Here is a 13,376-nt window from a genome sequence, read left to right as displayed (position 1 = left end):
AACAAAGAAGGTGGCGCGGCCCGCATTTCTCGTGCGTGCCCCAGGTGGGACTCGAACCCACAACCCGCGGATTTTAAGTCCGCTGCCTCTGCCAATTGGGCTACTGGGGCGCCCGGATAATGGTAACCCAGCGCACTCCCCTCTTTTGGCCTCCTACAGCGCTTGGAAGGGCGCGGCATAACGAAAGGTTCCGCTGGCGCCGTCGGGCCATGCTTTGAGGGGCAAGAGCTGGAAATGGTCTCCCCACCCTGCGCCGGGGGCCGACACGCCCAGCTTGCGGGCGGGAAGAAATCCGAAGCGAGGGTAGTACTCGGTGCTGCCCAGCAGCGCGATGCCCAGCTCCCCCGCCTCCTCGGCCCGCCGGGCCGTTTCCCGCAAAAGCGCAGATCCGATGCCACGCCGCTGGAGGTGCGGCTGGACGCTGATGGGGCCCAGTCCCAAGAGCCGGAGTTCTCCGACCCTGCCGCGGGTGCAGATGACGTGGCCTACGATTTCCCCGCCCATCTCCGCCACGATGCTGAACTCCTGCAGGTACTCATCGGAGTCGAACAGTTCCGTCAGCAGCTTCACTTCGGCCGGGACTCCTTCGACGGGCAATCCGGTGACCGCGCTCGTGGAAAACGCGGCCGCCGTGAGCGCCAGCACCGACTCGCGGTCCGCCGGCCGCTCCGTCCGCAGCACTACGCCTTGGCCCAGCAGCTCCAGCACTTCCATGGCGTGCCGCCGCTCAGTGGACGGAACCAAAAGGTGGTCGTGATGGAACCCGGCGAGGACGTTGCAGCTGATGCCGGCCGCCGTCAGGGCGGAGCTGACTGCCGCGGTGAGCCCCACGGCTTCCAGCGCGGAGTGGATTTGAAGAGTGATCCACGCGGCCACGAAATCGTAGGACAGCCCCAGGCGGCCGGCTTCCTCGCGCCGCAGCACCACGGTGAGGCCTTCCGCTTCGCGGACAGCGGCTTCGATATTGCCTTCAAGCGGTCTTCCGTGCGGCCACAAAGCGTAGACGTAGTCGCCCTCCCGAATCACGGGATGCATGGATCTCAGGAGGGTGGTCAGATCGCTTTCGCCAGCCATGCTGCAAGTCTAGGACCCGGCGTCGCGGAGATGCCGAACCGCCGCCGCGGACCGGACGGCAAGGCACGAGGAATAAAACGACGACGGCGGCCGCCTCCCGCGTGGGAGATGGCCGCCGTCGGCGGGACTGCTTGAGGTGCTGCTACTTGGCGTCAGCCGTGACCGGAGCCTTGGCTTCGGAAGGTGCGGCAGCCGGTGCGGGTGCGGCGGCCGGCTTGGGAGCCGGGGTGGCCGCGGCAACGAAGGCGCCGCGCGGGTTGTCGAGGTCCAGCAGCTGCGTGGTGTCGCGGCCCATGGTCATGCCAAGGATCCAGTTGAAGATCACGCGGACCTTGCGCTCACCGGTGGGGATGGCCAAGCCGTGGTAGCCGCGGTGTGCCAGCCATGCGAGCCCGCCCTTGAGGCCGATGCGGCCCAGGAGGTTGATGTTGGCAACGCCCTTCCACTCGCCGAAGCCGGCGACCGCACCGAGGTTCTTGTGCTTGTAGTCACCCATGGGCTTGTCCCAGCGGGAGGCCCACAGGTTCTTGGCGAGGCGCTTGGCCTGGCGAAGGGCGTGCTGGGCGTTCGGAACACAGGTGCCGTCCGGCAGGCCGCTGCCCGTGAGGTCCGGAACCGCGGCGATGTCGCCGGCGGCCCAGGCGTTGTCGATGATGCCTTCGTCGCCAGCGATCCGCAGGTCCGGGAGGACGCGGACGCGTCCGCGCGGCTCGAGCGGGAAGTCGGTGGAACGGATCATCGGGTTGGCCTGCACGCCGGCGGTCCACACGAGGGTGTCGGCTTCGAACTCCTGGGCAGGGGTCTTGTCCGGCAGGTTGATGAGCTTGAGGCTGCCCTCTGCGTTGTCGAGGGAGGTGTTGAGCAGGACCTCGATGCCGCGGCTGCGGAGGTGTCCCACAACCCACTCGGCCTGGGCTGCGGTGACCTCGGGCATGATGCGGCCCATGGCTTCGACCAGGACGAAGCGGACTTCCTCCTGGCGGATGCGCGGGTTGTTCTTGACGGCAGCGCGGGCGAGGTCTTCCATCTCGGTGATGCACTCGATACCGGCGAAACCGCCACCCACCACCACGAAGGTCAGGGCCTTGGCGCGCTCGGCGGCGTCGGTCATGGTGGAGGCGACCTCGATGCGCTCAAGCACCTTGTTTCGCAGGGCGACCGCTTCTTCGATGGTCTTCAGGCCAATGCCTTCGTCCGCGAGGCCCTTGATGGGGAAGGTGCGGGTAATGGCACCGGCGGCAACCACGACGTCGAAGTAAGGGATCTCGAAGTTGTCTCCACCGTCGGCCGGAGCGACAACGGCGGTGCGGTTCTGGTGGTCGATGCTGGTGACGCGGCCCTGGATGAGTTCCGTTTGCTTGAGGTGCTGGCGGTGCGAGATGACGGCGTGGCGTGCCTCGATGTTGCCGCCTGCCACCTCGGGGAGGAAGGGCTGGTAGGTCATGTAGGGAAGAGGATCGACGACGGTGACGATGCCGCCGGCGTTCGCGATCTTCTTCTGCAGCTTGAGTGCTACGTACAGGCCGACGTATCCGCCGCCGACAACGAGAACACGGGGACGGTCAATGAGCTCAGGGGTGGTTGCCATAAGAATAGAGTACAGCACCTTGTGAAAATCTTCACTAACTATTTCCCGAAGCTACGCACCTGCGCCGGGGGCTATTTCGGGCCGCCCTGATCCACGACGTCCACCACGCCGGTCGCGGGCCCGTCGGGCAGTTCGGGGGTCGTCCGGTAGGCGCGCCTCAATTGGACGGAGGCGCCCGCAACGATCGCCACGAAGAGCGAACCGAAGCCGATCACCACAGCCGCCGGAACGGCTGTGTCGGGCTGCGAGGGCGCCTTGGCGACGGGAACAGTGGGATCGGCCAAGGTCGCCGCGGGGATGCTCGGCGACGACGCAGCCTGCGGCGTGGGGCTGCTGAGGTCCCCGCGTCGGTGGACCCTGATCCAGTCTGCAATGGATCCCACCGGATTACTCGTCACCTCCGGCACATCGGCTTTCAGGGCCGCCTCGGCGTTGAGGATGCCGTAGCCGTAGATCGGGTCCTTGCCGGGCGCGCCGGCATCCACGGCCGTGGACACTATCCTGTTGATGACCTGCTTGGCGCTCATATCAGGCCATTTCGAGCGGATGAGCGCCGCAACGCCGGAGACAATCGGCGCGGAACCCGATGTGCCTGCCCAATCCTCGTAGCTCCCCCCGGGCAGGCCCCCCACCAGCTTTTCCGCGGGCGCCGAGACGCCGATGCTGATTCCCTGCGATGAAGCATCCACGCTGGCCATGCGGTTCCGGTCGAGTCCTGCCACTGTCAGGACGCCTGGAATCGTGGCGGGGGCGCCCACCTGGACGTTGCCGCCGATCCGGTTGCCCGCCGCGGCCACGATCACCACGTCCTTTTGTTCGGCATAGAGGAATGCCGCGTCCCAGCTTTGGGGCCAATCCGGCGAGGTGCTGCCGAGGGAAATATTGATGACCTTGGCGCCGTTGTCCACGGCCCACCGGACAGCTTCGGGAATCTGTTCCTGGTCCGTCTTGCCCGCCGGGTTCGGTGAACCGAGCCAAGCGGAAACCGACAGGATCTGGGCCTCGGGGGCTACGCCCACGATTCCGTCGGTGCCGACGCCGGAACCTGGCGACGGAGACGACGACGGGGAGGCCGACGGGTTGGGAGCAGCGTGTCCACGCCCGGCAAGGAGCGTGGCCACGAGGGTTCCGTGCTCGGGTTTGGCCCCGATGCTCTTCTGCCCGTTCGGATCGCCCGCGCCGGAAGCGTCGGTTCCGCCAACCACCGCACCTTTGAGATCGGGGTGTTGTCCGTCCACCCCGCTGTCGATGATGGCCACCTTCACGCCCGCGCCCTTGGATACCTGCCAGGCGGCGGTGATGCCGTACTCGGTGAGCCAGTATTCCTTGTCCCGCCACGAGTCGGCGAACGCCGAGGGCGCGGCGACAAGGGCCCCCGCAAGGCTTCCCCCGGCCAGCATGGCGGCCAGCGCGGCCGATGCCGCGCGGCGGCGCCAACCGTGTGGCAACGTCATCAGCGGATACCCATCTTTAGCGGACACCCATCATGAGCGGATACTCAGCGCGATGCCGTCGAGGATGTCATGCTCGCTGGAGATGGCCGCTGTGATGGAGCCGTTTCCGGGCTCGGCCCAACGCTGGAGGATGCGGCGCCAGACGAGGGCTCCGGCTCCGATGACGTCAACACGTCCGGGGTGCATGTAGGGCAGCAGGGCACGCTCTTCGCGGCTCATTTCCAGCAGGCTCGTGGCGGCCTTGCTGATGGTCTCCAGGTCCAGGCTGGCACCGTGGATCAGTGCGGGATCGTACTCGCCCAGGCCCAGGGCGTGCGCCGTGATGGTGGTGACGGTTCCGGCAACGCCGACGACGGCGGTGGCCCGGCCCAGCGGGACCGTGCGGGCGACGAGATCAATGGCTGCGTCGACGTCGGCTTCCGCTGCGGCGATCTGCTCCGGCGTCGGAGGATCGCTGCGGAGGTGCCGTTCAGTCAAGCGCACGCAGCCGATGTCGACGGATTTGGCGGCAATGACGCCGTCGGAGTCGCCGAGGACGAACTCGGTGCTTCCGCCGCCGAGGTCAACCACCAGCACCGGATCCTTGCCGCGTGATGGAAGCACGCTGCTTGCACCCGCGAAGGACAGCGCGGCTTCTTCGTCGCCGGAGATGACCTCGGGTTCGACGCCCAGCAGCTCCCGGATCCCGTCAACGAAGACGTCCCGGTTGCGGGCGTCGCGGCTGGCAGAGGTCGCCACGAAACGGACGCCCCGGGCATCATGACGGCGGATCAGCTCGGCGTAGTCCGCGGTTGCCGCGAAGGTGCGTTCGAGCGCCTCGGGAGCAAGCTCGCCGGTGGCGTCAACCCCTTGGCCGAGGCGAACGACGCGCATCTCACGGACGATGTCCCGCAACGGAGACCCTGTTCCCGCGCCGTTGGAATCCGCAATGAGTAGGCGGATCGAATTGGTGCCACAATCGATGGCGGCTACCCGGTTCATGCGTTGCGCTCCCCTGCGACCGACTCCGCGGACGCTTGTGCTCCGTGGGAGGACGTGGATTTGCGGACAGGTGCGGGACGGCCCACGATGTCCGGCAGGCCCTGCGGTCCGTGGCGGCTGAGGTCCCTGGACGGGGCCTCCCCTGCGCTGTCCCACGCGCCGTCGCAATAGCAGCGGTCCGCGGTCCACCATTCGCTGATCGCCTCGATGGCCTCGTCGCCGAGCGGATTGACGCCGGGACCGGCCGCCAGGGAGTGGCCAACCAGGACGTGCAGGCACTTCACGCGGGTGGGCATGCCGCCGGCAGAGATGCCGGCGATCTCGGGGACGTCCCCGGTACCGGCACGTCCGGCAATCTCGTCACGCGCCTGGAGATAGGCCTCGTGGGCGCCCCTGTAAGCCGCAGCCAAAGGCCCGTCCGCGGTGAGCCGTTCGTTCATCTCATTCATGAGCCCGCCGGCCTCCAGGCGCGACACGGCTGCGGTGATGACGGGGTGCGTCAAGTAGAACGTCGTCGGAAACGGAGTGCCGTTGCTCAACCGCGGAGCGGTCGCGGCGACCAACGGGTTGCCGCACACGCAGCGCGCCGGGATTTCGACGACGTCGCGCACCGGCCGCCCGAGCTGGCGGCTGAGGATTTCGAGATCGTGTGCTGATGGCTTGCGTGACTCCTGCGATGCAGGTGCCGAGGTCTCTTCCACTGGCGCTGCCATCCTTCCTGCCCTGTTTGGTCGCGCCCGTCAGTGCGCGACGGCGGCGGGCACCGCGTCTAGTCTGTTGCCGAGCGCCTGATGGATTCCCATAGCCCATCCACCCACGGCAGATTGGACGGGCTTCCGGAAGCCCCTGAGCTGGTGCTTCCACCGGGTGTCCCGGCGGGAACGTCTCCACCAAACACCCAGTAGCCTGCTTCACCCGGCATAACCATGTTAATGCGGTCCCGGGCTTGTTGTTTCACGTAGTTGGGGTCCTGCCACCGCGTGATCTGCTTCTGGAGGCTGGCTTGCTCGGCCTGCTTGCTCGCAATATCGGCTTCCAGGCCCGAGATTTCAGCCTTTTTCTCCAACCAGATCTTGACCGTGGGCGCGAGCATGATGGTGATCGCTATCATCACCACGGCGAGGGCAAGCATGCGGCCGGAGAACGCCTTCGCGGGCACCGGGCGCGCGCCGTGGTCCTTGTCCTGGTGGGTGGAGCCAGCGCCGGACGTTTTGCCGGACGCCTTGCCGACAACCGGCAAGCTTCCCGGCCCGCCCGCATGCGGACGTCCCGGTTTCGGGGCAGCTCCGCCCTTTGTGCCGGACTGGCCCTTGCTTTGGGCGCTGCCTTCGGCTGTGGCATTGGACGGCGCCCTGGACCCGGCGTGAACTGCGCTTTCCTGTTGGGGCGCGGTTGCCTTGCGGGACTCGCCGAAGTCGGCACGGATGACATGGCCACTGTCGGGGTTCTTCTGGGGCGAACGGCCGAGGGCATCGGCCCGGGGGACCTTGGGGCGGCGGGTGGCCATGACACTCCTGTAATGCCTGGTGCTTGCCTGGCGGGTTGCTGCGCGTTGTGTGCCTCACGGAGCCTGCGGTTTGCCGAAGTGCTCGCACATTTCGTTAAACAGAACCGGTGGCTATGGTCTTTCCACCATAGCCACCGGTCAGCTGTTTCAGCGGATACTAGCCCTTGAAACGCGGGAACGCGCTGCGGCCGGCGTAGCGAGCGGCGTCGTCGAGTTCTTCTTCGATGCGCAGCAGCTGGTTGTATTTGGCGACGCGCTCGGAGCGGGCCGGGGCACCGGTCTTGATCTGGCCCGCGTTGGTGGCAACCGCGATGTCAGCAATGGTGGTGTCCTCGGTTTCGCCGGAGCGGTGCGAGGTGATGGTGGTGTAGCCCGAGCGCTGGGCCAGGGAAACGGCATCCAGGGTTTCGGTCAGGGAACCGATCTGGTTGACCTTCACGAGCAGGGAGTTGGCCGTGGCGGAGTCGATGCCCTGCTGCAGGCGGACCGGGTTGGTCACGAAGAGGTCGTCGCCGACCAGCTGGACCTTGTCACCGATGGTGTCGGTAAGGGTCTTCCAGCCTTCCCAGTCGTTTTCGTCCAGCGGGTCTTCGATGGAGACCAGCGGGTAGTCGGCAACGAGTTCGGCGTAGTAGGCGCTCATTTCGGTGGCCGAGAGTGCCTTGCCTTCGAACTGGTAGGCGCCGTCCTTGTAGAACTCGGACGAGGCGACGTCCAGCGCGAGGGCGATGTCCTTGCCCGGGGTGTAGCCGGCGTTCTTGATGGCTTCCTGGATCAGGTCCAGTGCCGCGCGGTTGGACGGCAGGTTCGGAGCGAAGCCGCCTTCGTCGCCGAGGCCGGTGGAGAGGCCCTTGGCCTGCAGGACCGACTTGAGGTTGTGGTAGACCTCAACGCCCCAGCGCAGGCCTTCGGAGAAAGTCTCCGCGCCGATCGGGGCGATCATGAATTCCTGGATGTCGACGTCGGAGTCGGCGTGCGAGCCACCGTTGAGGATGTTCATCAGCGGGACGGGCAGGACGTGGGCGTTCGGGCCGCCCAGGTACTTGTACAACGGCAGGTCCGCGGAGGCGGCGGCTGCGTTGGCCACCGCGAGGGAAACGCCGAGGATGGCGTTGGCGCCGAGCTTGCCCTTGTTCGGGGTGCCGTCGAGGTCGATCATGGCCTGGTCGATGCTGCGCTGGTCAGTGGCGTCGAAGCCGATCAGGGCCGGCGCGATTTCGTCGATGACCGCGTCAACGGCCTTCTGGACGCCCTTGCCGAGGTAACGGCCCTTGTCGCCGTCACGCAGTTCAACGGCTTCGTGCTCGCCGGTGGAAGCACCGGAGGGAACTGCCGCGCGGCCGATCTGGCCATCGGAAAGCAGAACTTCAACTTCTACTGTCGGGTTTCCGCGGGAATCAAGGATCTCGCGGGCGTGGATGGCATCGATAAGCGCCATGGACTGCTCCTTATGGTGAAGCGATTTACTGGGAATCTTGAGGGAAATTCTCGACGTCCTCGTCGCCACTAGCCTAGTCGAGACAGGCCAAGGTTACGGAACAGCGTCGGACCCCTCACGTTTTGTGGCATCGCCGTCGCGGCCCTGGTAGCGGCGGACCGCAGCGCGCAGGGCCCGTTCGGCGTCGAAACCCTTCTCCCGTGAGCCCGCGACCACGGCGAGCAGCAAGTCTCCAAGCGCAGCTTCGGAGTCGGGAACCTCCGCCGCCGCGACGGGTCGGCCTGTGCGCTCCGGGCCGCCCGAACGCTCGGCACGGTCAAGCGACTTTTGCGCCAGGGCGAGGGCAGGAAGGTGCGGCGGGATGCCTTCGAAAGGATCCGAACGCCCGGGCTTTTCGGCCTTCTTCACGGCGTCCCATTTTTCGACGATCTCCTCCACGGTGGCCGGGAAGGAATCCTGCAAGGATCCGTCAGGCCTGAAGACGTGCGGATTTCGCCGCACCATCTTTTCCGTGATGGTGCGGGCGACGTCGTCGAAGGTGAACTGGCCGCGTTCCTCGGCGAGCCGGGCGTGCAGCACTACTTGGAGCAGCACGTCACCCAGCTCGCCGCGGAGTTCGTCGGCCGTGTCGGTGCCGGCCGCGCCGGCTTCGATCGAGTCGACCACTTCGTACGCTTCCTCGATCAGGTACTCGACGAGGGATTCGTGGGTCAGCTCCCCCATCCACGGGCAGTGCTCCCGCAAAGAGGCTATCTTCCCCAGCAGCTCCCCAACCGCGCCTGCAGGGCTTTGTTCAGCCAAGGTTGGCGTAGGCGTCGTTGATGTACTCCACCAACGCTTCTTTTTCGTCCAGCGGCAAGAACGACGACTCGGCCGCGTTGAGGGTCAATTCGAGGAGGTCGTCGAGATCGTAGTCGAAGGTCTCCACGAGAAGCTCGAACTCGTCCGTGAGGGTCACGCCGCTCATGAGCCGGTTGTCCGTGTTGATGGTGACGTTGAAGCCCAGCTGGTACAGCATGTCCAGCGGGTGGTTCTCGATGCCTTCGCCGAAGTTCGCGATGGCGCCGGTCTGCAGGTTGGACGAGGGGCAGATTTCCAGCGCAATCCCGCGATCGCGGACCCAGCCGGCCACCTCACCCAACGTGACCATGCCGATGGTGTCCTCGGCGTCGTCGTCGGCTTCTTCGCCTTCGGCGTCCTCGAATTCAACCGTGATGTCCTCGGCGATACGCACTCCGTGGCCCAGGCGCAGGGCCCGGCCGTCCACGAGTGCGGACTGGATGCTTTCCAGGCCTGCGGCTTCGCCGGCGTGCACGGTAGCCGGAAAATTGTGTTCGGCCAGGTAGGTGAATGCGTCCTTGAAGCGGGACGGCAGGAAGCCGTCCTCGGCTCCGGCGATGTCGAAGCCCACGGCTCCGTTGTAGCGGTGGCGCACGGCGAGCTCGGCAATTTCCTGGCCGCGGTCCGCGTGGCGCATCGCCGTGATGAGCTGGCCCACCTGGATCTGGCGGCCGGACTCCTCAACGGCGTCCACGCCGGCGTCGAGCCCTTCCTGGACCGCGTACACGACCTCGTCCAGGGTGAGGCCCTTCTGCAGGTGCTGCTCAGGTGCCCAACGGATCTCGCCGTACACGACGCCGTCGTCCGCGAGGTCCTCAACGAACTCCTTGGCGACGCGCGCCAGGCCTTCCTTGGTCTGCATGACGGCAATCGTGTGGTCGAAGGTTTCGAGGTAGCGGACCAGGGAACCTGAATCCGCGGACTCACGGAACCACTGGCCCAGCGCTACGGGATCCGTGGAGGGAAGGGTGTGGCCGACGGCCTCCGCCAGCTCGATGATGGTGGCCGGGCGCAGTCCCCCGTCCAGGTGATCGTGAAGGGAAACCTTCGGCAGGCTCTTCAGGTCGAAATCAAGGGCAGGGGCGGCATCAACAATAGGCTCAGTCACGTCTCAACTCTAGGGGGACGGAAGAAGCTTAGCCAGCAGGGTGTGAGCGCTCGACGCCGGCCGCCGCGTTAATCGCGGTCCCTTCGTCTGCTGCGGCTGCTTCCGCGGAAGCTGATTCTTTCTTCTCCGCGTCCTTCTTCTCCAGGTGCTTGTGCCACCAACGCAAGGTGTGGTCCACGATGACGCCGAGTACCACGGCGAATGCCACGGCAATCCCCACGCCAAGGAGCGGGTTGTTGTGCACCCAGTGGCCGGCGAGTGATCCGACGCCGATCGAATAGACAACCCACGTGAAGCATGCGAAGGCATCCAGGAAGAAGAAGGTCTTGTGGCGAAATCCGGTCTGTCCGGCGACGTAGTTCACCGCGACGCGGCCCCAAGGGATGTACCGGGCCGTGAAGATGAGCACGGCGCCGCGTTTGTCCAGCTCGTAGTGTGCCCAGGCGAACATCTTCTGGACCTTGGGCTTGCGCATCCATTTCCAGCGGTCCAGGCCGATCTTGCGGCCCAGCATGTAGGCCATGTTGTCACCGGCCATGGCCCCGACCAGCGCGGTGGCGCCGAGGAGCCACAGGTTGGGCTCGCCGCGGTGCATCGCAAGGGCCGAGAGCCCGACGATGGCCGTCTCGCTGGGAAGGATCGTGGCAAAGCCGTCGATGAAAAAGAAAACCAGGAGCACCGGGTAGATCCACGGTTGCCCGGCGGCATGCTCGAGCATGTGGTTCATGAATTCCACGCAGGCATTGCTCCTCAAGGAAAGTCACGCGGTTGCGCGACACAGATCGCTATCCAGTGTCCCATGGCCGGGACCTCGTTCGCTACGCCCCAGCCGGGGAAGAACACAATTTAAGGCTAGCTCGAAAGGTGGAATGGAAGCATCCCCCTGTGGACGGATCTTCCGGTCCCGTGGGAGTCATACCCCAGGAGGAGGCGGCGCCGCCTTGGCCACCCCGTCTCACACGACGGCTTCCTCCTCGGGCTCCCCGGTCTCTTCGTCCTCTTCAGTGATCGGCGTGGCCCCGCGGACTTTGCTGATGATCCGGTCCACGATGATTCCGAGGATGACGGCCGCGACGATCGCGATGGTCGCCCCGAGCAGGTGGTTGTGCTCGAACCACTGGCCGAAGAACAATCCGATAGCCACCGAGTAGCTGGCCCACAGAATGGCGGACATGGCCGTGAGGGCCACAAAAACGCGGCGCGGAAATCCGGTTGCACCGGCTGTGAGGTTGACCGCCACGCGGCCGATGGGGACGAACCGGGCCACCATGATCAGTGACGCGGCCCGGCGTCGGAGTTCGCGCCCGGCCCAGCGAAAGGCGCTTTGCATCCTTGGTGAACGCATCCACCCCCAACGGTGGACACCTATCCTGCGGCCGATCGCATAGGCGATATTGTCGCCCGTGAATGCCCCGAGGGCGCCCACCAGGATCAGCAGCCACGTGTTGGGCGTCCCAGCCGTCGCCGAAACGGCCGCGAGTCCCACCACCACCGACTCGCTCGGGATGGGCGGGAAGAAACCGTCGATCACGCAGCAGGCAAAAACCAGAAGCAAGACCCAAGGCTGCCCGGCTGCCGAGAGGATGAAGTCGTTGATCGCCTGCACGGTCTTCCCAACGAATGGCCGCGGGGATTGTCTCCCGGGCATCCGAAAATGCCCGGGAGAACAACAGCTACGAGATCCGGTCGATGATGAGCCGTTGCGCCGGCCGTGAGCCTTCCGGCGCGATGAGCACGGCACCTTCCAGGGCTTCCTTTGCCCTTTCGAACTTTTCCGGAGTGTCGGTCAGGAGGGTCATGAGTGGCTCCCCTGCGCGGACCAAGGCACCTGGTTTGGCGTGCATCCGTACCCCCGCACCGGCCTGGACGATGTCTTCCTTCCGCGCACGACCGGCGCCGAGGCGCCACGCGGCCACGCCCACGGACAACGCATCGAGCTCCACCAGGACTCCGTCTGCCGGAGCCGCGATGACCTCGGATTCCTTCGCAACGGGCAGGGCGGCGCGCGGATCCCCGCCCTGGGCTTCAATCATCCGGTTCCAGACGTCCATAGCGCGGCCGTCCTTCAGGGCGGCCGCGGGGTCGGCATCGTGCACTCCGGCGCAGGCGAGCATTTCTTCGGCGAGCCTGACGGTCAGTTCCACGACGTCTTCCGGACCGCCGCCCGCAAGCACCTCCACCGATTCCTCCACCTCGATGGCGTTGCCCGCAGTCAAGCCCAGCGGGGTGCCCATGTTGGTCAGGAGGGCCACGGTGTTGACGCCCGCGTCCTTGCCTAGGGCCACCATGGTTTCGGCCAGCTCGCGGGCACGGGCTTCGTCCTTCATGAACGCCCCGGACCCGACCTTCACATCGAGCACGAGGGAGCCCGTGCCTTCGGCGATCTTCTTGCTCATGATGGACGACGCAATCAAGGGAATGGCTTCCACTGTGCCCGTCACGTCGCGCAAGGCGTAGAGCTTCTTGTCCGCCGGAGCCAAGCCCGTGCCGGCGGCGCAGATGACCGCACCCACGTCCTGCAGCTGGGCAAGGATTTCCTCGTTGCTCAGGTTCGCCCGCCACCCGGGAATGGCTTCGAGCTTGTCAAGCGTGCCGCCCGTGTGGCCCAGTCCCCTGCCGGAAAGCTGGGGAACGGCCACCCCGAAGACTGCGACCAACGGCGCCAGCGGAAGCGTGATCTTGTCCCCGACACCCCCGGTGGAGTGTTTGTCGGTGGTGGCCTTCACGCCGCCGTCGGGACGCCGAAGGCTGGAGAAGTCCATCCGCTCGCCCGAGGCGATCATCGCCTCGGTCCAGCGGGAGATCTCGGCACGATCCATCCCGTTGAGCAGGATGGCCATGTTCAGGGCCGCCATCTGCTCGTCGGCGATGACGCCACGGGTGTAGGCATCGATGGTCCAGTCAATCTGCTCCGGGCTCAGTGTGCCCTTGTCCCGCTTGATGCTGATGATCTGGACGGCATCAAACGCTTCAGTCTGTGTCACAGGTTCTCCTCCAGGTTGTCGGGACCGAATGCATCCGGCAGCACTTGGTCCATGGTCTTGATGCCCTGCGTGGTCATGAGTTGCATGCCGGGTGCCCGGAATTCATAGAGCAATTGCCTGCAACGGCCACACGGCATGAGGACATTGCCCTTCGCGTCGACGCAATAGAACGCCCGCAACCTGCCGCCGCCACCCATGTGGAGGTCTCCCACGAGGGCACACTCGGCGCACAGGGTGAGTCCGTAGCTGGCGTTCTCCACGTTGCAGCCGCTCACGATCCGTCCGTCCTCGGTGAGGGCAGCGGCCCCCACCGGGAACTTCGAATAGGGAGCGTACGCCTTCCCCATGGCGGCGACCGCGGCGGCCTCGAGGACCGCCCAGTCCACTTCGGTATCCGCCACG

At 66.0% G+C, this 13,376-nt stretch carries 13 protein-coding genes and 1 tRNA gene; all 14 read right to left on the bottom strand.

Features of this window, described 5'->3' with window-relative positions; genetic code table 11:
• Window positions 1–36: 36 nt before the first annotated feature.
• A tRNA-Leu gene (locus KNN17_RS13090) sits at window positions 37–110 on the bottom strand.
• 43 nt (window positions 111–153) lie between these two features.
• Window positions 154–1,074, bottom strand: coding sequence for an N-acetyltransferase (locus tag KNN17_RS13085; RefSeq protein WP_241709479.1), 921 nt, complete (start codon window positions 1,072–1,074; stop codon window positions 154–156).
• 142 nt (window positions 1,075–1,216) lie between these two features.
• Complete coding sequence (locus tag KNN17_RS13080) at window positions 1,217–2,662, bottom strand: NAD(P)/FAD-dependent oxidoreductase (protein ID WP_078105967.1); 1,446 nt, start codon at window positions 2,660–2,662, stop codon at window positions 1,217–1,219.
• A gap of 71 nt (window positions 2,663–2,733) precedes the next feature.
• Window positions 2,734–4,116, bottom strand: coding sequence for a S8 family serine peptidase (locus KNN17_RS13075; protein WP_241709478.1), 1,383 nt, complete (start codon window positions 4,114–4,116; stop codon window positions 2,734–2,736).
• Between the two features lie 30 nt (window positions 4,117–4,146).
• Window positions 4,147–5,097, bottom strand: a complete 951-nt coding sequence (locus KNN17_RS13070; RefSeq protein WP_241709477.1) for a Ppx/GppA phosphatase family protein — start codon at window positions 5,095–5,097, stop codon at window positions 4,147–4,149.
• The gene (locus KNN17_RS13065) at window positions 5,094–5,810 is read right to left on the bottom strand and encodes a DUF501 domain-containing protein (RefSeq protein WP_241709476.1); all 717 of its coding nucleotides are present in this window, start codon (window positions 5,808–5,810) and stop codon (window positions 5,094–5,096) included. Before KNN17_RS13065 ends, KNN17_RS13070 begins: the two co-directional genes overlap by 4 nt.
• 56 nt (window positions 5,811–5,866) lie before the next feature.
• On the bottom strand, window positions 5,867–6,604 hold the full coding sequence (locus KNN17_RS13060) for an FtsB family cell division protein (RefSeq protein WP_241709475.1): 738 nt from the start codon (window positions 6,602–6,604) through the stop codon (window positions 5,867–5,869).
• A gap of 157 nt (window positions 6,605–6,761) precedes the next feature.
• Window positions 6,762–8,042 (bottom strand): phosphopyruvate hydratase, encoded by a 1,281-nt coding sequence (gene eno / locus KNN17_RS13055; protein ID WP_078105972.1) that lies wholly within the window; start codon window positions 8,040–8,042, stop codon window positions 6,762–6,764.
• Window positions 8,043–8,135: 93 nt separating this feature from the next.
• The gene (locus KNN17_RS13050) at window positions 8,136–8,765 is read right to left on the bottom strand and encodes a MazG nucleotide pyrophosphohydrolase domain-containing protein (protein ID WP_241709474.1); all 630 of its coding nucleotides are present in this window, start codon (window positions 8,763–8,765) and stop codon (window positions 8,136–8,138) included.
• 70 nt (window positions 8,766–8,835) lie between these two features.
• Window positions 8,836–9,990 (bottom strand): adenosine deaminase, encoded by a 1,155-nt coding sequence (locus KNN17_RS13045; RefSeq protein ID WP_241709473.1) that lies wholly within the window; start codon window positions 9,988–9,990, stop codon window positions 8,836–8,838.
• Between the two features lie 28 nt (window positions 9,991–10,018).
• Window positions 10,019–10,708 (bottom strand): DedA family protein, encoded by a 690-nt coding sequence (locus tag KNN17_RS13040; protein WP_242598812.1) that lies wholly within the window; start codon window positions 10,706–10,708, stop codon window positions 10,019–10,021.
• A 237-nt stretch (window positions 10,709–10,945) separates the two neighbouring features.
• A complete protein-coding gene (locus KNN17_RS13035; protein ID WP_241709471.1) occupies window positions 10,946–11,596 on the bottom strand; it encodes a DedA family protein in 651 nt (216 codons plus the stop codon).
• A 67-nt stretch (window positions 11,597–11,663) separates the two neighbouring features.
• Window positions 11,664–12,974: a thymidine phosphorylase gene (locus KNN17_RS13030; RefSeq protein WP_241709470.1), complete on the bottom strand. Its 1,311-nt coding sequence runs from the start codon at window positions 12,972–12,974 to the stop codon at window positions 11,664–11,666.
• Window positions 12,971–13,375 (bottom strand): cytidine deaminase, encoded by a 405-nt coding sequence (locus tag KNN17_RS13025; RefSeq protein WP_241709469.1) that lies wholly within the window; start codon window positions 13,373–13,375, stop codon window positions 12,971–12,973. The genes KNN17_RS13030 and KNN17_RS13025 overlap by 4 nt, the downstream gene beginning before the upstream one ends.
• Between the last annotated feature and the right edge of the window lies 1 nt (window position 13,376).

Origin of the sequence: Arthrobacter bambusae, from assembly GCF_022606295.1 — a bacterium.
Lineage (GTDB): Bacteria > Actinomycetota > Actinomycetes > Actinomycetales > Micrococcaceae > Arthrobacter > Arthrobacter bambusae_A.
This window is presented reverse-complemented; position numbering and strand designations above follow the sequence as displayed.

Coding starts and splice junctions, on each gene's coding strand:
- KNN17_RS13085 (WP_241709479.1), bottom strand. CDS start 1,074: ATGGCTGGCGAAAGCGATCTGACCACCCTCCTGAGATCCATGCATCCC.
- KNN17_RS13060 (WP_241709475.1), bottom strand. CDS start 6,604: ATGGCCACCCGCCGCCCCAAGGTCCCCCGGGCCGATGCCCTCGGCCGT.
- KNN17_RS13075 (WP_241709478.1), bottom strand. CDS start 4,116: ATGACGTTGCCACACGGTTGGCGCCGCCGCGCGGCATCGGCCGCGCTG.
- eno (WP_078105972.1), bottom strand. CDS start 8,042: ATGGCGCTTATCGATGCCATCCACGCCCGCGAGATCCTTGATTCCCGC.
- KNN17_RS13080 (WP_078105967.1), bottom strand. CDS start 2,662: ATGGCAACCACCCCTGAGCTCATTGACCGTCCCCGTGTTCTCGTTGTC.
- KNN17_RS13065 (WP_241709476.1), bottom strand. CDS start 5,810: ATGGCAGCGCCAGTGGAAGAGACCTCGGCACCTGCATCGCAGGAGTCA.
- KNN17_RS13050 (WP_241709474.1), bottom strand. CDS start 8,765: ATGGGGGAGCTGACCCACGAATCCCTCGTCGAGTACCTGATCGAGGAA.
- KNN17_RS13070 (WP_241709477.1), bottom strand. CDS start 5,097: ATGAACCGGGTAGCCGCCATCGATTGTGGCACCAATTCGATCCGCCTA.
- KNN17_RS13040 (WP_242598812.1), bottom strand. CDS start 10,708: ATGCTCGAGCATGCCGCCGGGCAACCGTGGATCTACCCGGTGCTCCTG.